15 protein-coding genes are annotated in these 19824 nt (G+C 57.5%); 5 read left to right on the top strand and 10 right to left on the bottom strand.

Going from position 1 to position 19824, the window contains the following annotated elements; all coding sequences use genetic code 11:
• Positions 1–6: 6 nt before the first annotated feature.
• From NHF56_RS00855 to NHF56_RS00845, 3 genes are read left to right on the top strand one after another with little or no spacing between them, the layout of a single operon-like run.
• On the top strand, positions 7–171 hold the full coding sequence (locus tag NHF56_RS00855) for a hypothetical protein (protein ID WP_252800714.1): 165 nt from the start codon (positions 7–9) through the stop codon (positions 169–171).
• Between the two features lie 5 nt (positions 172–176).
• Entirely contained in the window at positions 177–1940 is a 1764-nt protein-coding gene (mdoH, locus tag NHF56_RS00850) for a glucans biosynthesis glucosyltransferase MdoH (protein WP_252800712.1), read from the top strand.
• Positions 1933–3171 carry an OpgC family protein gene (locus NHF56_RS00845; RefSeq protein WP_252800710.1) on the top strand — a complete coding sequence of 413 codons (1239 nt, stop codon included), beginning with the start codon at positions 1933–1935 and terminating at the stop codon, positions 3169–3171. Before mdoH ends, NHF56_RS00845 begins: the two co-directional genes overlap by 8 nt.
• 17 nt (positions 3172–3188) lie before the next feature.
• Here the strand turns inward: NHF56_RS00845 and NHF56_RS00840 are convergent, their stop codons facing one another.
• The 7 genes from NHF56_RS00840 to NHF56_RS00810 form a co-directional block, all read right to left on the bottom strand.
• A complete protein-coding gene (locus NHF56_RS00840; protein ID WP_252800708.1) occupies positions 3189–4601 on the bottom strand; it encodes a hypothetical protein in 1413 nt (470 codons plus the stop codon).
• A gap of 71 nt (positions 4602–4672) precedes the next feature.
• Positions 4673–5317: an ATP-binding cassette domain-containing protein gene (locus NHF56_RS00835; RefSeq protein WP_252800706.1), complete on the bottom strand. Its 645-nt coding sequence runs from the start codon at positions 5315–5317 to the stop codon at positions 4673–4675.
• Complete coding sequence (locus NHF56_RS00830; protein ID WP_252800703.1) at positions 5314–7002, bottom strand: ABC transporter permease subunit; 1689 nt, start codon at positions 7000–7002, stop codon at positions 5314–5316. Before NHF56_RS00830 ends, NHF56_RS00835 begins: the two co-directional genes overlap by 4 nt.
• A 17-nt stretch (positions 7003–7019) precedes the next feature.
• Positions 7020–8231 (bottom strand): ABC transporter substrate-binding protein, encoded by a 1212-nt coding sequence (locus tag NHF56_RS00825; protein WP_252800701.1) that lies wholly within the window; start codon positions 8229–8231, stop codon positions 7020–7022.
• Positions 8228–8884 carry a CDP-alcohol phosphatidyltransferase family protein gene (locus NHF56_RS00820; RefSeq protein WP_252800699.1) on the bottom strand — a complete coding sequence of 219 codons (657 nt, stop codon included), beginning with the start codon at positions 8882–8884 and terminating at the stop codon, positions 8228–8230. The genes NHF56_RS00825 and NHF56_RS00820 overlap by 4 nt, the downstream gene beginning before the upstream one ends.
• The gene (locus NHF56_RS00815) at positions 8884–11040 is read right to left on the bottom strand and encodes an FAD-dependent oxidoreductase (protein WP_252800694.1); all 2157 of its coding nucleotides are present in this window, start codon (positions 11038–11040) and stop codon (positions 8884–8886) included. Before NHF56_RS00815 ends, NHF56_RS00820 begins: the two co-directional genes overlap by 1 nt.
• A 140-nt stretch (positions 11041–11180) precedes the next feature.
• Positions 11181–12290: an FAD-dependent oxidoreductase gene (locus NHF56_RS00810; RefSeq protein WP_252800692.1), complete on the bottom strand. Its 1110-nt coding sequence runs from the start codon at positions 12288–12290 to the stop codon at positions 11181–11183.
• A gap of 382 nt (positions 12291–12672) precedes the next feature.
• Between NHF56_RS00810 and NHF56_RS00805 the strand changes: the two genes are divergently transcribed.
• Entirely contained in the window at positions 12673–13074 is a 402-nt protein-coding gene (locus tag NHF56_RS00805; protein WP_252800690.1) for a DUF2794 domain-containing protein, read from the top strand.
• A 20-nt stretch (positions 13075–13094) separates the two neighbouring features.
• Here the strand turns inward: NHF56_RS00805 and NHF56_RS00800 are convergent, their stop codons facing one another.
• A complete protein-coding gene (locus tag NHF56_RS00800) occupies positions 13095–13646 on the bottom strand; it encodes a GNAT family N-acetyltransferase (RefSeq protein ID WP_252800688.1) in 552 nt (183 codons plus the stop codon).
• 368 nt (positions 13647–14014) lie between these two features.
• Here NHF56_RS00800 and NHF56_RS00795 point away from each other — a divergent pair, with 368 nt between their 5' ends.
• Positions 14015–16300, top strand: coding sequence for a methyl-accepting chemotaxis protein (locus tag NHF56_RS00795; RefSeq protein WP_252800686.1), 2286 nt, complete (start codon positions 14015–14017; stop codon positions 16298–16300).
• Between the two features lie 81 nt (positions 16301–16381).
• Here the strand turns inward: NHF56_RS00795 and NHF56_RS00790 are convergent, their stop codons facing one another.
• A complete protein-coding gene (locus NHF56_RS00790) occupies positions 16382–17128 on the bottom strand; it encodes a Bax inhibitor-1/YccA family protein (protein ID WP_252800684.1) in 747 nt (248 codons plus the stop codon).
• 151 nt (positions 17129–17279) lie between these two features.
• Entirely contained in the window at positions 17280–19823 is a 2544-nt protein-coding gene (locus NHF56_RS00785) for an ABC transporter permease (protein WP_252800682.1), read from the bottom strand.
• Position 19824 lies beyond the last annotated feature (1 nt).

Genomic DNA, 19824 nt, shown 5'->3' with positions numbered 1-19824 from the left:
ATGGTTATGAAGTTTGACGATTTGATTGCCGGTCCTTGCGCTCTTCCGGAAGCGCCTCTCGCGATGCCAAAGCAGAAGCTCGAAGAGCCTGATGCTGTTGGGCTGATTTATTTTATGAAGCGCCTCTTTGCGCCGCGCGTTCTGGCGCAGATTTCAGCAAAGGCTGATTGAAAATCATGGCTGGAAAGGGGTTGGCCGCGCTGAGAATTGTGGCGCTGCTTTCAGCGATGGCGATTGGTGCCAGCGCATTTTTCATCTTTTTGCAGATCGGCAGCGTCGACGGCATCGATGGGCTCGACGTATTCAAGGCTGCGCTGATCTTGATTTCCACCCTTTGGCTGGCCTGGGGTGCAATTCAGGGATTGATGGGCCTGATCACGACCGCCAAACCGCCGAAATATGACCCAGAGGCCCCGATCAAGGGCAAAACAATCATATTGATGCCGGTTTATAACGAAGATCCCATGGTCTCGCTTTCCCGCCTTGCAGCCATGGATATGTCGCTGGAGCGCGCAGGCGATCCTGCCGAAATTCACTTCGCCGTCCTCTCCGATACCCGCAATGAAAATGTCGCCGCCGAAGAACAGACCACCTTCGCCCGTCTGGTTCAAGATCGCCAGGGGATCGGTCGGTTTTTCTATCGCCGGCGCACCGATAATACCGGCAAGAAGGCCGGCAATATCGAGGATTTCATCGTCCGCTCCGGTGGCGCATACGACTACGCGGTCATTCTTGACGCCGACAGTCTGATGGAAGGCGAAACGATCCTGCAGATGATCCGCCGCATGGAAGCCGAACCGAGGCTGGGCCTGTTGCAGACCCTGCCGAAGATCGTGCGGGCCGAATCGCGCTTTGGCCGCGCCATGCAGTTTTCCGCATCATTTTTCTCCCCGATCTTCTGTCGCGGCCTTGCCATGATGCAGGGCGAAACCGGCCCGTTCTGGGGCCATAACGCCATTGTCAGGGTCAACGCCTTCGCCGAATCGTGCGGCCTGCCGGTTTTGCGCGGTGCGCCGCCCTTCGGCGGTCACGTCATGAGCCACGACTATGTCGAGGCCGCCCTTCTGGCGCGCTCCGGCTGGATTGTGCGCGTGGACGACGATCTGCAGGGTTCCTATGAAGAGGGTCCGGAGAACATTATCGACCATGCCAAGCGCGACCGTCGCTGGTGCCAGGGCAACCTTCAGCATTCCCGCATTCTCGGCGCACCGGGCCTGCGCCCGTGGTCGCGCTTTGTGTTCATTCAGGGCATTATGGCCTATATCGCGCCGCTGTTCTGGCTGGCCTTTCTGGCCGCGATGATGGGCTCTGCGCCCTTTGCGACCCAGCCGGATTATTTCCCAGAACCGAACTGGCCGTTCCCCTATTTCCCGCCGTCCAAGACGGCTGAGGCTGTGGGTCTTTTCGTCGGCGTCTTCGGCCTTTTGCTGGTGCCGAAGCTGCTGGTTGCCGTGCGCGCCTCAATTACCGGACGCGCCCGTGGATTTGGTGGCGTTTTTCAGTCTTTCGCATCCACCATCTGGGAATTGATCTTCTCTTCCCTGATCGCGCCGATCCTTTTGATGTTTGCCACCCGCTCTGTCTATCAGGTGCTGCTCGGCAAGGACGGCGGATGGCCAACCAACAATCGCGGCGATGGCCGGCTGACCTACAAGGAAAGCATTGTTGCCTCCAGCTGGATCGTCCTGACCGGGATTGCCGGCTTGCTCTATGGCTATTTCTTCGCGCCAGAGCTCTTCGTCTGGCTGCTGCCGGTCGGCATCCCGATGATCTGTGCGCCGCTGATCTTGCATTGGAGCTCCATGCCGAGCACGGGCGGGCTCTTCAACGTGCCGATGGAATATGCCCCGCCGCCGGTGCTGATCCTGCATGACTATGTCCTGGATGCATGGTCCAGAGATGAAAGCCAGTCTGCCAGCGTGGAGAACGCCAATGGCTGAAGCAGCCCACCTGACCGGCAAAGTGCCGTCGCGCGCCCGCGATCCACGACTGGACTTCTTTCGTGGTCTGGCGCTGATGATGATCTTTATCGATCATGTTCCCGGACAGTTTTATGAAAACCTGACCACGCGCAATTTCGGTTTCTCCGATGCTGCGGAAGGCTTTGTCTTCATGTCCGGCACGGCAACGGCCATCGCCTATGGACCCCGGCTGAAAGACGGCCTGAATTTTCAGGCGCTGCGCAAGATTTGGGGCCGTGCCTGGCAGCTCTATATCGTGCACCTTTTCATCACCGCCTGCGCATTGGCGATTTTTGCCGCTGGAATTCTCTATTTCGGCGGTAACCAGCTCCTCCTGAAAAATGGGATGGGAACACTTTTGAAGACGCCGCTGGAATTTCTGATCGGCACGGTGACGCTGACCAATCAGCTGAGCTATGTGAACATTCTGCCGCTCTACTCGGTTCTGCTTCTCACCGCCCCGTTCACCATCATTCTGGCGCTGAGAAAGCCGAAACTCGCCATCGCGATATCGGCGGTGATATGGATGCTTGCGGGATATTTCCAGATCAATTTTCCGACCTATCCGTCCAAGGCCGGCTGGTTCCTCAACCCGTTTTCGTGGCAGCTGATCTTCGTACTCGGCATTTTCACGGGCCTGAACATGCGAGCAGGCGAGCGCTTTGTGCCGGTCAAGCGGTCCTTGATCATCATAAGTGGCCTCTATCTGGCCTTTGCAGCGTTCGACCTCCAATCACAGACGTCGATGGAAATTCTCGGCAGCACGATTGTAAAGCTGAAGGAGGCGGGCATTCCGGCATTCGCGATTGACTTCATGAAGCCCTATGCCACCGGCCCGCGCCTTCTGCACATCATGGCGCTCGTCTATATCCTGTCGCTCCCGTGGATTGTTCCCAAAGTCGCTGCCTCTCGCTATGCAGACCCGATCCGCATTGCCGGAAAACATAGCTTGCCCATCTTCGCTCTGGGCACGATCCTCGCCTTTGTCGGTCAGGCCATCAAAACCGCGCATGAGACGAATTTCTTCGAGGACACGCTGATCATCTTCGGCGGTATCGCGATCATGATCGGCTTTGCCTATTCACGCGAATGGCTGGCGCAAAACGAGAAGGCATCGACCGGGCCCGCAGGTGGCGGCAAGGCACAGGAGGTGGCAGAACCACCGGTCGCGGCCAACCTTATTCCCTTCAAACAGAAGCTGGCGTCCTGATCCGGCGGGACGTCCAATCAGCCCACTTTCGGGCTGCTCAAGAGCCAAAGCCCGAAGGCTGTATAGGCCACCATCAGCCCGGCCAGAAAAATCTGGCTGCGGACAGCTTTGCGGTTGTCACGAAATATGTCCAGCGCAATCAGATGCGCCATCGTGATGCCGATAAGATGGCCCAATACGATGGCCGCGGTCTGGGCGTTCCAGATCGCAAGTACGCTGCCATAGCCGTAGAAGAACGAGGTGGTGACCTGCCAATCCGTCGTTCCGAAAAGGTCCCATCCTCGACCGAACGGGTCGGAAGCAAGCTTCAGCGCATACTGCCCCTGAACCAGAAGATAGGTCAGGTAATGTGCGAATTGAAAGACGATGGAAATTGGCAGGATGCTGTAGACCAGCCGCCCCGCCAGAGGGATCAGAGCCTCCTCGGCGCCAGCAAGCATCTTGCCGCCATATACACAGAGATAAAACAAACCTGCCAGTAGTGCAAAGGCGACGATAAGACCGACCGACATCGGCATGGTAACCGCACTGCGCCCTTCAAATTCCAGCGGGTTGAGACCAAGTGAACTGACCCAGAGGAACGTGTTGGAAAACCCGTCGAAAGAAACGGTAGACAGGGTAAGCAAAACGAAGAGAGAACCACCAAGCGGAAGCGCCTCGCGCTTGATAAGGCTCTTGCCCGGCCACACGAGAGAAATGCCTGTCCGTCCGCTTTCCGCCTCTCTTTTTCGCTCAAACGGTGAGAGCGCCCCGACCAGCCCGAAAAAGACGCTGAACGGTTCTGCCTCAGCCAGCCAGCGCCGCTCGCCGAAAATCAGAATACCGGCGAAGTTGAAGCACCAGAAGAGTACTGTTGCCGTGGCCAGCGTTTCCGGATCGTAGGCGGAGGTGCTGACAAGCTCCAGCCAGGCGAAGGCAAGAAACTGCACGATAGCGATCCAATAGCCCCGGCCTGCCGGAAGCATCAGGATGGCTTTACCTTGGTCCCGTCCAAAACGCACAATCCAGGCAACACCGCTCCACGGATTGAAGGTGCTCCACAATTCACCCGTCACCACCTGGACAAGCGTGAAGACAATCCACCAGACAATCCAAATGAAAAGCGTGATCGGGTTTTCAAAGGGATCGCCGGGGCCCGTAAAACCGTAAACCACGAAAGACAACAGCAACAGGAAAGAGACAAGACTGAAGAGTGGAAAAGGCAAGGTCGGCAGCCTGACGAGTGGCTTTGGCTCTGTCAGCATCCGTTTCGCCGCCCGCTGGGGGAGAAAGGCCAGCAGGAGGAATGACGCAGCCACGGCGAGTGCCGCCCCCAGCATATAAAACCGCGAGGGGAGAAGGAGCACAAAGCCGCTGGTGCCCACATGCGCAAATGCCAGACCGCCAGACAGGAAAAGCAAAAGACCGGCAATGAAAAAGCGCTTTATCATGTCTGTTCGACCGCCCTGATTAGCTCGTATACAAACAATTTTTCCCTTTTCGTGCAGAGAATCAAGCGCCTTCAACCCTGCAGTCGAACAATCGGTCCGCTTGCCGCTCTGGCGTCGGCTTCATCATGCGTCACCAGGAGAACCGGCAGATCTTGTTCTCGCGCATGTTCAAAGACAAAGCGGCGCATGTCATCACGCATTTCCTGATCGAGTTTGGAAAACGGTTCGTCCAGCAAAAGCGCCTTCGGCTCGGCAAGAAGCGTCCGCATCAACGCTGCCCGCGCCCGCTGGCCACCCGACAGCGTGGCGGGATCGCGATCATAGAAACCGGAGAGACCTGCGATAGACAGGGCTGCCTCCACCCGCTCGCGTCTGAGCCGTCTGCCCCTGACGGATGCAGCGAGCCCGAAAGCGAGATTGGAACCAACAGAAAGGTGCGGAAAAAGCATATCGTCCTGAAAAAGAAAGCCGATCTGCCGCGCCTCTGCAGGAAGAGCATTCAAAACCCTGTCACCGATTGAGACTTGCCCCTGCGCAACAAAAGCAGGATCGAGATGCCCTCCGATGAAATTCAAGAGGGTGGATTTTCCCGACCCGCTGGCCCCCATGATCGTGGTAACCTCACCGGGCGCGACAGAAAGGCTCAGGTCGTGAATAAGCGCCTGGTGGCTCGCCCTCAGCATGATTGTCACCTGGTTCAGCACGAGCGCCTTCATGCCTGATCTCCCAACAGCCCTCTACGGCGCGCATAGAGGATGGCCGGCAGCAAAAGCGCAAGGACATAAACAAGCATCGGCAGGAGCGCCTGCAGACTTGCGAAGACGGCGATGATACGCCGATCCGCGCCAGACGAACGCGCAACAGCCTCAGTTGTCAACGTCACGATGCGCCCCTCGCCGATCGTGAGCGTTGCAAGATATTGCGCCACACTCACCGCAAATCCCACGGCAGCAGCAGCCATCAACGGACCCAGCAGAAGCGGCAATTTGATGCGCAAGAGAATATCCCCCTTCGAATGGCCGAGCGAGGCCGCCGCCCGCGCATAACGCCGGTCAAGCGCCCGCCACGGATCGGCCAGAGCCAGCATGACATAGGGAAAAACGAAGAACATGTGCACCCAGATAACAGAAACAAGGCCACCGCCAAATCCAGTGCGGAGAAATGCGATGTGAAGGCTGAACAAAAAGGCCGTCTGCGGCAGAATGAGCGGCCAATAAATGACAAAAGCCGCAAGTCCCCGCCTTGGCCTGTTTGCACGGTCTTCCGCCTCCAGCCAGGCAATGGCCAGGCAAAGCGAAAGCAGCGTCGAAACGGCACCAATCAGCGCGGTGGTGGTGAGTGCAGGCAGCCATTCACCGGCAACCGCGCCCCAGATCTTGAGACTCCAGGCCTCCGGCAATGCATCAGGAAAGCGCCACCGCCACGTCAGCGACCAGATCACGAGGCCGACTAGGCCCGCAATTCCAAGCCCCACGAGGATGACCGTAAAACGACCGATGAGGCGTGCGGTAGGCTCGAGCCACGCGGAGCGAACACCACCGTCAATCCTTAGCCTTCCCACCAGCACGATAAGGCGCTCTGCAACCCACCAAAGGGCAATAGCGCCAAGAATCACAAGAAGCTGCAGCACAGCCGAGGCCGCCGCCGGCAGGATCATTGCCGAATTCGGGTCGGAAAACCAGCGCAGCGTCTGCACCGCAAGCGGTGGCGGATTGTTGGGACCGAGAATGAGGGCTGCATCAATCACCGACAACGAAAAGGCGAGAACGGCATAAACCGCCAGCCGGATTTGCGGATAGACCTGCGGAAAGATGATGCGAAACCATGTGCTGGCGCGACCATAGCCGAGCGAGCGGCCCATTTTCAGATGATCAGCCACCCGAACCTGCTTGAGGGCTGCCGCCATCATGAAAAGCAGAAATGGCGTTTCCTTCACCACCAGCCCAAGGATGAGAGAAAGCCCCAGCGGATCATGAACGATGATGATATTCGGCGGATAGGTTTGACCTGTGGCCCAGGGGCTCAGCAAGCGGAATATCCACCCCGAAGGCGCGATGAGAAAGGCCATAGCGATGGCAACGGCGGCATGTGGTGAAGCCAGCAGGGGCGTCATGAACTTTCGCAGGAGACCCTGCCGCGCACGCCCACCAAATACGGCGAAGAAACAGGCTGCAAGCGCAAGCGACAGGAACGTCGCAACAAGGCCGCTGGTGATCGACAGCCGCAGGCTTGTACCAAAGCCCGGAAGTGCAAAGAGCTTTCGCCAGGGCTCGAGGCTGAACCGCTCGCCCCCCACCGCATCCAGAATGCCGAAGGCCGGCAAAAACGTCTGCGCGAGCCCAACGAATATGGGCAGCACCAGACCGCCGCCGACAATGACCGCAACGAGTGCGGTCAGCACATGGCTTCCTCTCAGCCTCATTTGGTATAGCGTTTTGCCCATTCCTCGCTCAACCGCGTCATCCAAGAGGGGTGCGGCTCAAGAAGCGTTTTGCCCAGATCCTTGATTTCGGGCAATGACGGTGACTTTGGCAAGCCCTCAAATGCCTGTCGGCTTTCAGCATCGAGCTTCGCCCAGTCGAGCACCGAGAAGGAGCCGAGAACACGGATATCCTGCATATGCGCCTGCGTGGCAGGGTCGATAAGGAAATTGGCGACCACTTGGGCGCCTTCCTTGTTGGCTGCGTTGAATGGGATGGCAACAAAGCTGAAATTGCCGATGGTTCCGCCATCAAGCGCATAGGTGCGCACGCTTTCCGGCAAACTGCCCTGCTCCACCGCAGCAGCCGCACTGGCCGGATCGAAAGACAGGGCGATATCGACTTCACCATCGTTGAGAAGCTGCCTGAGCGCTGCTTCATTTTCGGGGAAATCATTGCCGCCGTGCCAGAGATTGGGTTTCAGTGCATCATACCAGGTCCAGAGCGGCGCAACGGTCTTTTCAAAATCGGCATCGCTGACGGGCGACTGCAAAACAGATGGGTCCGGCGCGAGTTCGATCAACGCCTGTTTGAGGAATGTAGCCCCCATGAAGTCGGACACACTCGGATGGGTGAAACGCCCCGGATGTGCTCTTGCCCAATCGAGAAGCGCCGGCATGGACTTCGGCGGCTCCTCCACCCGCGCACTGTCATAGTTGAAAACAAACTTTGCCAGCCGCCAAGCCGATTCATAGCCCTCCACCGGCACAGTAAAATCGACCGAGTTGGCCGAGGCCGGCGTCAGATCCAGAAATTTGGCGTTGGGAAGCGATTGGGCGAAGGGACCAAAGAGCAAACCCTTTTCCTTCATGGAAAGAAAATTGGGACCGTTGATCCAGATGAGATCAACCGAGCCACCCTCTGTCTTGCCCGCTTCCTTTTCGGCAATCACCCGATTGACCGCGTCAGATGTTGACGAGAGCTTCACCTGACTGACCTTCACGCCATAAAGCGCTTCCGTTTGCTCGCCCACCCAACTGATAAAGGCATTGGTGCGCTCGTCGCCACCCCAGGCATTCCAGTAGACCGTCTGACCTTTGGCCTTTTCGAGCACAGCATTCCAATCTTCCGCAGCGGCAAGCGAGGAACTGGCCGCAAGAAAAGCGGCGGAGAGCGTGAGGCAGTATTTCATCGGCATCCTGACTTTCATGGTTTTTCATTGGCAGTGTGATCGGCCATCGCAGACGGATCATCACTGGTCTTGAAGGTCTGCCATCCCTGAACCCAACGGGTCACGGTGGTGAGCAGGCATAGGGCTGCGAACACATACGCAAGTTCGGCAAAGCGGCCGGGCAGCAGGCACATGACGGCAAAGAAGGCAATGGTTTCCGCACCTTCCGTGAGGCCGCCGAGGTAGTAAATTCCCTTTTGCGGATAGTCTTGCGCTGCAAGACCGCGCTTGCCCGCCATGACGGAAAAGGCGAGAAAACTCGAACCGGTTCCCACAAAAGCAGTGATCAGGGTGGCCGCGGCTAACGCATTGGCCTGCGGATCAGCAATGGCAAAGCCGAGCGGTACGGTGGCATAAAAGAAGAAATCGAGCGCAATATCCATGAACGCACCGCGATCCGTCGGCGACGTGGAACGCGCCACCGCCCCGTCCAACCCATCATGAAAACGGTTGACCAGGATCACCACCAGCGCCAGCACATATTGCTGAAGCGCCAGAAGCGGCAGTGCTGTCATGCCGATAACAAAGCCGGTGATCGTGATCATGTTGGCCGAAACGCCGTGTTCGACCAGCCGGTTGGCCAAAGGCTGCAATAAGCGCTTCTGGATCGGCAGAATATAGCGATCAATCATCACGCAGCTCCACGCCAAAAGCGATGATAGCGTTCCAGAAACGCCGTGATCCTTGGCGAGACATGCGCGCGCCGCCAGGCACCTGCAGCATATTTATTGGCCTCCGCCATGGTGGGATAGGTGTGGATGGTGGAGAGAATCTTGTTCAGGCCAAGACCGTGTTTCATGGCCAGAACAAACTCGGCCAGAAGATCGCCCGCATGTTCGCCCACAATGGTGACACCAAGAATGCGGTCCTTGCCCGGCAGGGTGAGAACCTTCACGAAGCCGCGTGCATTCCCGTCCGCGATTGCCCGATCCAGATCGTCCAGCCCGTAGCGTGTGACCTCGACCTCCAGCCCTTGTTCGCGCGCCTCCTGCTCGTTGAGACCGACACGCGCGACTTCCGGATCGACAAAGGTCGTCCAGGGGATCACGCGATAATCAGCCTTGAAGCGCTTGAGATCACCAAACAGTGCATTGACCGAAGCATACCAGGCCTGATGCGAGGCCGTGTGCGTGAATTGATAAGGTCCGGCCACATCGCCGGCGGCCAGGATATTGGGAAACAGCGTTTCCAGATATTCATTCGTCTCGATGGTGCGCCCGGTCTTCACGCCGATCGCTTCAAGGCCGAAGCCTTTCAGCCGCGGCACGCGCCCCACTGCACAGATCAGCTCATCGAAGGCAATCTCCTCCTGAACTCCATCGCATTCGACAATGATATACTTTTCGCCGTCCACGACCTTGCAAGCGGTTGCCTTGTGTCCCGTGAGAATGCGCACGCCATCGGTCGCAAGCGTCTGCCGCACGAATTCGGACACATCCTCATCCTCACGGCTGATCAGGCGCGGCCCTTTCTCAACCTGTGTCACGCTTGAACCGAGCCGGGCAAAGCTCTGCGCCAATTCACAGCCGACAGGCCCGCCACCCAATAAGACAAGCCGCGCTGGCGGACGATCCCGGTCTGCGAGCTTTTCCCAGAGCGTATCGGAGGTGAGATAACCGGTTTCTTCAATGCCCGGCAATGGCGGAACGAAAGGTGAGGCACCAGTCGCAACCACGATAGCCCGCGTTGTCAACGTGCGAACGCCGCCACCGTTCAGCGAAACCTCGACCGTCCACGGGTCCTTGATGCGCGCATAGCCTTTCAGCACCTCAGCGCCCAGCTGCTCGTAGCGCTCCACACTGTCATGCGGCGCAATTTCCGCAATCACCGCATGGATCCGCGCCATGACCGAACGGAAGGAAAAGGCCGGTTCGCTCGGCACGAGACCATAGTGGTCAGCATGACGTATCTGATGGGCAAGCCTGGCGCTTTTCAAAAGGGCTTTTGACGGCACGCAACCGTAATTCAGGCAGTCGCCACCCATCTCACCCGCTTCGACAAGCGTGACCTTCGCCTTCACCGCGGTGGCGAGATAGGTGCTGACAAGGCCTGCTGATCCCGCACCAATCACGACAAGGTTCCGATCGAAGCGTCTCGGTTTCGTCCATCCCCGATAGACCTTGCGCCTCCTCAAAAGCGCAATCACCAGCTTTGCAATCCAGGGCAGAAGGCCAATCAGCGCGAAGGTGAACAGAATACCGGGCGAGAGAATACCGCTGAGGCTGTCGATATTCGCAAGCTGCGTGCCGGCAAGCGCAAACACCGCCGTGCCGGGCAACATGCCGACGAGACTGACCCAGAAAAACGTCCAGGCGCGCACTGGCGTCAAACCCATGACGAGATTGACGACAAAAAACGGAAAGGCGGGAATGAGCCGCAATGTGAAGAGATAAAACGCACCATTTCGCTTCAACCCTGCATTGATCGGGGCAAGCTGCCGCGCGAAATTCTGCTGGACCGTTTCTCGAAGCAGCGTTCGCGCCACCAGGAACGAGACCAATGCGCCAACAGCGGCAGCCAACAGAGCCATGATGAGCCCGGGCAAAAAGCCGAAAAGTGCACCGCCTGCCAAAGTGAGCAAAGCTGCAATGGGAAGAGAAAATGCCACTGCAACTACATATAAGATCAAATAGACCGATGCAGCGACAAGCGGGCTCTCATTGATCCATCTGCTGAGGCTTTCGGCATTTTTCTTCAGATCGACGAGACCCGGCATGCGGTCGGCATAGAGCAGATAAGCCGTGGCAACGAGCGCTATCAACACAAAAAACAGAACTGCGCGCTTCACTGCTTGCCTCCGCGGAAGCCGACGATGATGTCACTTTTCCTGACACACCGGCGCCTCACTCTTCTTTCAGCCTACACTGGCACAATTGATCCCAAAAGCCTCATCAAGCAACTTCAAAAAAGCGTGAAACCCATCGCCTCTCAGTCGCCGACATTCTGAAACCGGCGCATGAAACGCCGATCGATAAAATCCTTCCACCACCAGATCAGCCGTCCCTCGGCGGACCAGATGCCCCAGGAGGCAATCGCTCTCTCCTTGCCACTGGCCATGATGTAGAGCGAACTTTTTCGCGGCTTATATCGCTTCAATGAACCCGCACGGCAGACCGCCGCCAGATTGCCCGCCAAAACCGGACCGGCCTTGACAGCGTGAACGCCCGAACGCGGCAAACTGACATCAGTGCGCGACGATATATCACCAGCTGCAAACACATTGGCGTGCGATATGCTGCGAAGATGCGCATCCGTCATGACGAAGCCGTTTTCATCCAGCGCCAGACCGGACTGTGCGAGCCAGGCGGGCGCGGTCGCACCCGTGGCGGCAATGATCCTGTCCGGCGAAAGTCGCGCGCCGGACGCGAGGCAAAGCTGACCGCCGTCTGCATGCGCACGCCCTTCGATAAGCCTGATACACATATTTTCGAGCGCCCGTCTGGCGCGTCTTCGAACCGCCGGCGCATGCTCATGAAGAAGACCGTTTTGCCCCATGACGAGGCTCATCCCGGTTTCAACACCCGCAGTATCAAGAGCCGTCTTGCAAACGAGGGAAAGTTCGACACCGGCAGCCCCGCCGCCAACCGTCACAAGGTTGAGAGCGCCTGTCTGCCTTGCGCTTTCAAGCATTGCCTCCCAGGCGACCTGAAATTGATCGAGTGGCTTTGCCGGGGTAAGCCTGTCTTCAAGGCCCTGCGCCCAGGGCGTGTGCGCCTCTGCACCGATGTCGAGGGAGAGAAAGTCATAGTCCAGCGTGCTGCCATCGGCCAAGGTGATCTGACTTGCATCCGCAGCGATGGCAATGAGGCGTTGTTCGACAAATTGAACGCCTGCGCGCGCGGCAAGCGGAAGAAGATCGATCCGACAGTCTTCTTTCAGGTAATGTCCTGCAATCCAGCCGGGCAGCATGCCCGAATAATACTGCCATCGCGACGGTGACACGAGAACAACCTCAACCGCTCCGAGAGCTTCACGGGCAAGGTGTTCGAGCACGATGAGATGCGCATGACCGCCGCCGGCCAGAATGATCCTCTTCATGGCCGCGCAATCTATGCGGCCTCAACGATCCCGTAAACACATAAGGCAATAACAATATGTTGTTCAACTCTACCAGAAGCGTGAGGAGGGATAAGGAAGGAGAGCCGGTCCGGCACTCGCAAGGGGCTGGGGTTAGGGGCGGCGAGACCGGACCGGGCGATGTCTGAGAAACCCCCGCTTTAAGCAATCGACTCGGCAACGCCGTGTCTGGTCTCCCCGATACGCCATCGAAAATTGCCAGCCGATTGAGGCAAGGTTTTGTTTGAAATAGGGCGATACACGGGTTGGATGAAGGCGGTAAAAACCGGGATGCATGGCTTGCATTTCTATATCAATCAGGCACACTGTCATCCAAATGACATAACCGCAGAAGGAGCACTGCGTGGTTGATCAAACCGATTTGCACCACTCGAGGTCCGGCAGGTCCGGCCGGGAAAACGCAGATGTCATTGACCTCAGAGAATACAAGAAGTCGAAAGACCCGCTTCCGGTGACCTTTCACCGCCGCGAGCTTGATGCAATTCTCTGGATCTATGGCCGCATGGTGGGTGACGGCGAATGGCGTGACTATGCCATTGACCACAACAAGGACGTCGCCGTCTTTTCCGTCTTCAAGAGATCCGGCGAAATGCCGCTTTTCCAGATCATCAAGAACCCGAAGCTTGCCAACAAGCAGGGCGCTTTCAGCGTGGTCAACACGCACGGAACAACGCTCAAACGTGGGGGCGACCTCAAGCAGGTGCTCAAGGTATTCGACAAGGCCTTGAAACTAGTAGACACCTGAGCCCCTGACGAGACCGGATATTATTGATAAAGCTTGCCCGGATAGACATTCGGATCGGGCAATGTCTTGTCCCCCTCCCCCATGGCAATCTGCATAAAGACGGTATCCAACCACTTTCCATGCTTGAAGCCCGAGGCTTTCAAGCGACCGCAATGTTCGAAACCGAGCGAGGCATGAACGGCGATTGAACCGGCGCTTGCACCGCCGATCACCGCCGTCATCTGTCGGAAGCCCAGCGCGCTGCACCGCTCCAGAAGCGTCTTCAACAGCACTTTGCCAAGGCCCTTGCCGCGCGCAGCCGGCGCAAGATAAATGGAATCCTCAACCAGCCAGTTATAAGCTGGACGACCGCGGAATGCCGAAGCATAGGCATATCCAAGCACCACACCCTGTTCATCCTCGGCAACCAGATAAGGATAGCCGTTAGCCTTGATCGTCTCGAAGCGCTTGGTCATCTCTCCCAAATCCGGAGCATCAATCTCATAGGTCGCAGTATCGTTGAGAACACATTCTGCATAAATCGAGGTAATGGCAGGAAGATCAGCGGCAAGCGCTTCACGGATTTTGAACATTTTACACCGGAATGAAAAGGCAGGATTCGCTCCCCTATTTTAATCCCCGGCGGTTGGACAGTCCAGACGCGATAAGTCTGATTTCCACACCCATTTGGTGCTATTGCAAAATACAACCACCGAAGATATACATCATATAACAACAATTTGGAATAAAAACTGTCTCATAATTGCGTCAAAAATCGTATAAAACTAGATAAATTGATTTTTGTCAGTCAAAGCCAATAGAATTAAATAGGCTATATTTCCATTTTAATTTATAATTAAGAATATTAAAGCCTCATCTTGCCATCTTTAAACGTGGTGGTGGGAAAATGCAGTTTAAATCTATCAATGTCAAAATTGCTTTGTTGTCTGGACTCTGCGTCGTGTCCGCAACGAGCGCGCTTGTTGGCTTCGGTTTGTTTTCATCAAAAAACAGCCAATCCTATGTCTCCGAGAACCTGAATGAGCTCACCGTCGACATGACCAAGGACAGTCTCAGACGACTGGCCGGCGTGCAGGCAGGAACCATTCGCTCGACGCTGGATGGTGCGTTCGATGCGGCGCGCAATATGGCGCGCAGCTTTGAGGTCGCCGTCTCGACGGCTGCTTCCGAGAATACACCGCCGGAACACCGGCGCGTTCAGTTGAACGCCATTCTTCTCAATGTTCTGAAAGACAATCCCGGTTTCAACGGCACCTATAGCGCCTGGGAGCCCAATGCACTGGATGGCGCGGACAGCGCGTATCGCAATAATAAAGGCATGGGTTCGGACGCGACAGGCCGCTTCCTGCCCTATTGGACGCGCGATGCAGGCGGGAAGATCGCCCTGCAGCCGCTTGTTGAATATGACAGCAGCGATTTGCACGCCAATGGGATCATGAAGGGCGGCTGGTATATCGGCCCGTCCAAGACCGGCAAGGAGAGCATATTGGCACCGCTCCCCTACATCGTACAAGGCAAGAACGTGTTTCTGGCCACAATGTCTGTTCCGGTCATGGTGGACGGAAAGTTCATGGGTGTTGCGGGCGCGGATTTCGAACTCGGCTTCGTCCAGGCGCTGGCGGAACGCGTGAAAGGCTCTGTCTACGACGGCAAGGCCTCCGTCGACATCATCACGTCCGACGGCCTTGTGATTGCATCCAGCGAGCATCCAGAACTGATCGGCAAGAGCTTCAAGGGCGCAACAAGCATGGCAGACCAGGCCATTGAAGCCGCAAAGCGTGCGACTGATGAAGTTCTTTCCGACACGGATAATTTTGCCGCCTTCGCGCCTATTCCACTTGGTCGAACGGACAAGCCATGGTCGGTGATCGTGACCGTGCCAAAGACGGTGGCGCTTGCCCAGGCGAATGCACTGAACTCCGCACTGAGCGACCGCAACAGTGCTGATTTCGTCAAGCAGCTGGTTGTCGGCATCCTCATCGCATTGGGCGGCACGATCGCCATGTGGTTCGTGGCACGCTCCATTGCCACACCGATCGCAAGAATGACCAACGCGATGAAAAGTCTGGCAAACGGAGATCTGGAAACAGACGTCCCTGGCAAGGACCGCATCGACGAGATTGGAGGCATGGCAAGCGCCGTGGAGGTCTTCCGCGCCAACGCGATTGCCAACCGCAGCCTGGAGGCGCAAACCGAGACGCAGCGGCAGGAGGCGGAAGCGAGCCGCGAACGCGCTGCCGAGACCGATCGCCAGACAGCAGCCCGCACCCTGCAGGCAACAAATGCCCTGGCAGAAGGCCTGAAACACCTTGCCGACGGTAATCTGGGCTATCGCATTGACGCACCGCTGGCGAGTGAGTTCGAAACCTTGCGGTCAGACTTCAACCGCGCTGTCGGCCAGCTTGCCGGAACGCTCTCAACAGTAGCACAGGCGGCGCTGACGATCGACAGCGGCTCGCGCGAAATCAGCATCGGTGCCGACGATCTGTCCAAGCGCACCGAGCAACAGGCCGCATCATTGGAAGAAACCGCAGCTGCGCTCGATGAAATTACGTCGAATGTCACAAGCTCGACACAACGGGCCGAAGAAGCCCGCAGCGTGGCTGTCAAGGCAAACCAGAACGCCACACAGTCGTCAGAGGTGGTCGCCAACGCGGTCAACGCGATGCATCGCATCGAGACCGCATCCGGCCAGATCGCCAATATCATTAGCGTGATTGACGAAATCGCCTTCCAGACCAACCTGCTGGCCTTGAATGCCGGCGTCGAGGCTGCCCGCGCTGGTGAGGCCGGCAAGGGTTTTGCAGTCGTCGCCCAGGAGGTCCGCGAACTGGCACAACGTTCCGCCAAGGCCGCCAAGGAGATCAAGGACCTGATCGAGCATTCAACCCATGAGGTGGAAAATGGCGTGAAGCTGGTGACCGATACCGGCAATGCCCTGAAGACGATTGTGGATCATGTCGCCGACATCAATCAGCACATGGAAGCAATCGCAACGTCTGCACGTGAGCAGTCCGTGGGTCTCTCCGAAGTCAACACGGCCGTCAACCAGATGGACCAGGTGACGCAGCAGAACGCTGCCATGGTGGAAGAAACCAACGCAGCCAGCGCGGCGTTGGCCAAGGAATCCACCATGTTGCGCCAGCTGATCAGCCAATTTCAGCTGGAGCAGGCGAACAGAATGGCAAGGACCACGGCACCGGAAAACGCCCGCCTGAGCGCTTGATCAAGCCAGGTCTAAAAGCAACAAAAAAGGCGGCCTCCGGGGCCGCCTTTCGCATTCTTGAAAACCTTGGGTCTTCCGCAATTAGTTGCGCGAGTTGCCCATGAAGCGCAGAAGGAAAACGAACAGGTTGACGAAATCGAGGTAGAGCGTCAGCGCACCCATGATAGCCTTGCGGCCAGCAACCTCGGCACCGTCACCTTCGTAGTACATTTCCTTGATCTTCTGCGTATCCCAAGCGGTCAGGCCGGCGAAGATGACCACGCCGAGAACCGAGATCGCCCACTGCAGGCCGGAAGACTGCAGGAAGATGTTGACGAGCGACGCAATGATCAGTCCGAACAGACCCATGACCATGAAAGAGCCCATGGCGGAAAGGTCACGCTTGGTCGTGTAACCGTAAAGCGACAGGGCACCAAAAGAAGCCGCCGTCACGAAGAAGGTTTGCACGATGCTTTCGCCCGTATAGATGAGCATCAGCGACGACAGGGATGCACCCATCAGCGCGGCATAGACCCAGAATGTGGTCTGCGCGGCCGACACGGACATCTTGTGAACGCGGAAGCTCAGGTAAAAGACCAGCGCCAAGGGTGCGAAGATCACGACCCAGCGCAGCGGACTTGTGTAGAGCGTCGCACCAAGGCTGGTCAGCCCAAGATTGCCCGACGCATCGGTGACTGTTGCCATGGAAAAGAGTCCATAAGCAGCAACACCGGTGATCGCGATACCAATTGCCATGAGATTGTAGACCTTCAGCATATAAGCGCGAAGGCCTTCGTCAATCATAGCACCGGTTTGCGACCGGGTTTCAAAATTGCGAAGTTCAGCCATTTTATCCTCTCGTTTAACTCCGTTTATGCCTGAAGGCCGCTTAAACCGGCATTCAGCCAAAGGGAGCTTACGTATTCAGGTAGAATATGAGGGCATAGCAGCCCCGTTGCAAGGGCCGCACATCTAAATTTATCGTAACAAAACAGTGAGGCTAAAGCTCCCGCAGCACCGGTGCGGCCTTCTGTCCCAGAATACGCCATGTGCCCAGCAAACCGGTGCCGACCGTTAAGATAAGAGCAACCAGACTGGTGGTGACGGCCACGGTCGGCAGGAAGGCCGACGGAAGCTGCATGATCAGCGCCGTCACCGCATAGGCGGCAAGCCCGCCGGCAACGAGCGCAAATAGCGCCACTGATAGACCAAGCAACATGTATTCCAGTATGAAAGCCTTCATCAGCGTACGACGCGTCGCGCCCAGCGTCTTCAGCACAACAGCGTCATGCACCCGCGCCCTGTTGCCGGCCGCAAGCGCCCCGGCGAGCACGAGAATGGATGTGACGAGTGCAATGGAGCCGGCAGCCCGGATGGCGATTGCCAATTGCCCGACCAGCTGACCGACTGTTTGCAGCGCATCCTTCACTTCGATCGTTGTGATGCCCGGATAGGCGTTCGTTACATCGCGCACGATATTGGCGCCCGGTGCAAGCCCCTGTTCGCCCACATCAAGCGTAGCCAGCCAGGCATGCGGCGCGCCCCTGAATGTGTTGGGAGAGAAAACCATCACGAAATTGATGGACAGGCTTTGCCACTCGACAGTGCGCAGATTGGCAATCCGAGCGGTGATATTGCGTCCCAGTACGTTGACGGTAACCGTGTCACCGATGTTCAGCCCAAGCTCGCGGGCTTCTTCCTCGGAAAAGGAAACGAGCGGCTCGCCATCATACTTGGCCGGCCACCATTCGCCCGCTTGCAGCGTGGAATTTTCCGGAATGTTGGCGTCATAGGTGATGCCGCGGTCACCCCGCAGAACCCAGCGTCCGCCCGGCGGCACGTTATCGGGATTGGGCCGCTCTCCATTCAGCTCCAGAATGCGCCCGCGCAGCATGGGCACCTCAACCAGATCGCCGCCCGGCGCATCCTTCTTGATGATTTCACGGAAACCATCAATGTCACCCGACTGGATATCGACGAAGAAATAGTCCGGCGCGCGCTGCGGCAGACTTGCCGTCAAGGCCTGCCGTAAGTTGCCATCGACAAGAGACAGTGTCACCAGCAATGTGAGGCCAAGGCCGAGCGAAAGGATGACGGGCGTCGTCAGCGCCCCCGGCCTATGAATATTATCGACCGCCAAGCGCAGTGTTGGCGAAGACGAGCGCGGAGCCTTTCGCGCGATCCAGGCGATACCAACAGCAACAAGGCGCAGGACCACGAAAATGGCCGCGATGGCGCCCAGGAAGTAAGCCGCAATCATGCGATCCTCCGCCGCCGCGATGGCAAGCGCACCAATCGCCAGAAAAAGGACTGCGGCGGCAACTAGATAGGCAAACTCTGGCCATCCACTCTTGTCGAAGCTTTGCTCGCGGAAGAGCGCCGTGGCCGGCACTTTGCGCGCCTGGCCGAGCGGCAAAATGGCAAAGGCGAGCGCGGTCAGGACGCCAAAAAGTGCGGCCAGTCCGAGCGCGCCCGGATAGAGCCTGAAACCCGTTTGCACAGGCAGGAAGGCTGCGAGATAGCTATTGGCAATCAGCGGCGCGACCGCACCCAGTATCAGCCCAATGATGATGCCGACAAGCGCAATAAGCGCGATCTGGATCAGATAGATTTCCGTGATCGTGGAGGCCGGCGCGCCGAGGCATTTGAAGGTGGCAATCACCGAACGTTTGGAATCGAGATAGGCACGCACCGCATTGGCAACCCCGACACCGCCCGCAATCAACGCGGTAAGCCCGACAAGGGTCAGAAACTGCGAAAACCGCTCGATATTTTCCGACAGTGCAGGCGCTGCATTGGCGCTGGAGCGAATGGACCAGCCGGCGTCCGGAAACTTCGCCTTCGCCTCGCTCTCAATGGCTTTCAGGCTGGGTTTTGCCCCTGTGAAGCGGACCTTGTAATCGTAGCGGATGAGCGAGCCGGTCTGCACGAGACCCGAGGCGTTCAGCGCATCACCGCTGATCATCAGGCGCGGCGCAAAACCGATGGTTTCTGAAAGCGCATCCGGCTCGTTGTCGATAACGGCGCGAATGTCGAATGTCAGATTGCCTAGACGCAACGGATCGCCCACGTTCAGCTTCAATCTCTCAAGAAGCGCGGGAGCAGCGATAGCGCCGAAGCGACCGTCCTTTTCGCCAAGCAGATCCGGCAAATCAGCCGCTGGCGTCGTCTCCAGCGTTCCATAGAGCGGATACTGCGCTGGATCGACGGCCTTGATTTCGCTCAGGCTTTGCTCTGAACCATCAACACTGCGCGACATGGAGCGGAGATTGCTGGAAACGGCCAGATCGCCAAGACTGTCGACATAAGCAAGCTCCTCATCCTTGGCCGGACGATTGTTGAGCGCGAAACGAATATCGCCCCCCAGAACCGATTGCCCACGCTCTGATATCGAGGACGTTACCGACTGCGAAACGGAATTCACCGCGGCAATGGCTGCGGTGCCGAGTGCGATGCAGGCGAGAAAAATGTAAAAACCCCGCAAACCGCCACGCATTTCGCGAAGGGCAAGGCGAAAGGAAAGAGCAAGGCGGGACTGCTTCATA

Source organism: Rhizobium sp. L1K21 (assembly GCF_024055895.1).
Classification (GTDB): domain Bacteria; phylum Pseudomonadota; class Alphaproteobacteria; order Rhizobiales; family Rhizobiaceae; genus Ensifer_A.
Note: the sequence above shows the minus strand (reverse complement) of the source record. Positions and strands in the feature narration are given on the sequence as shown.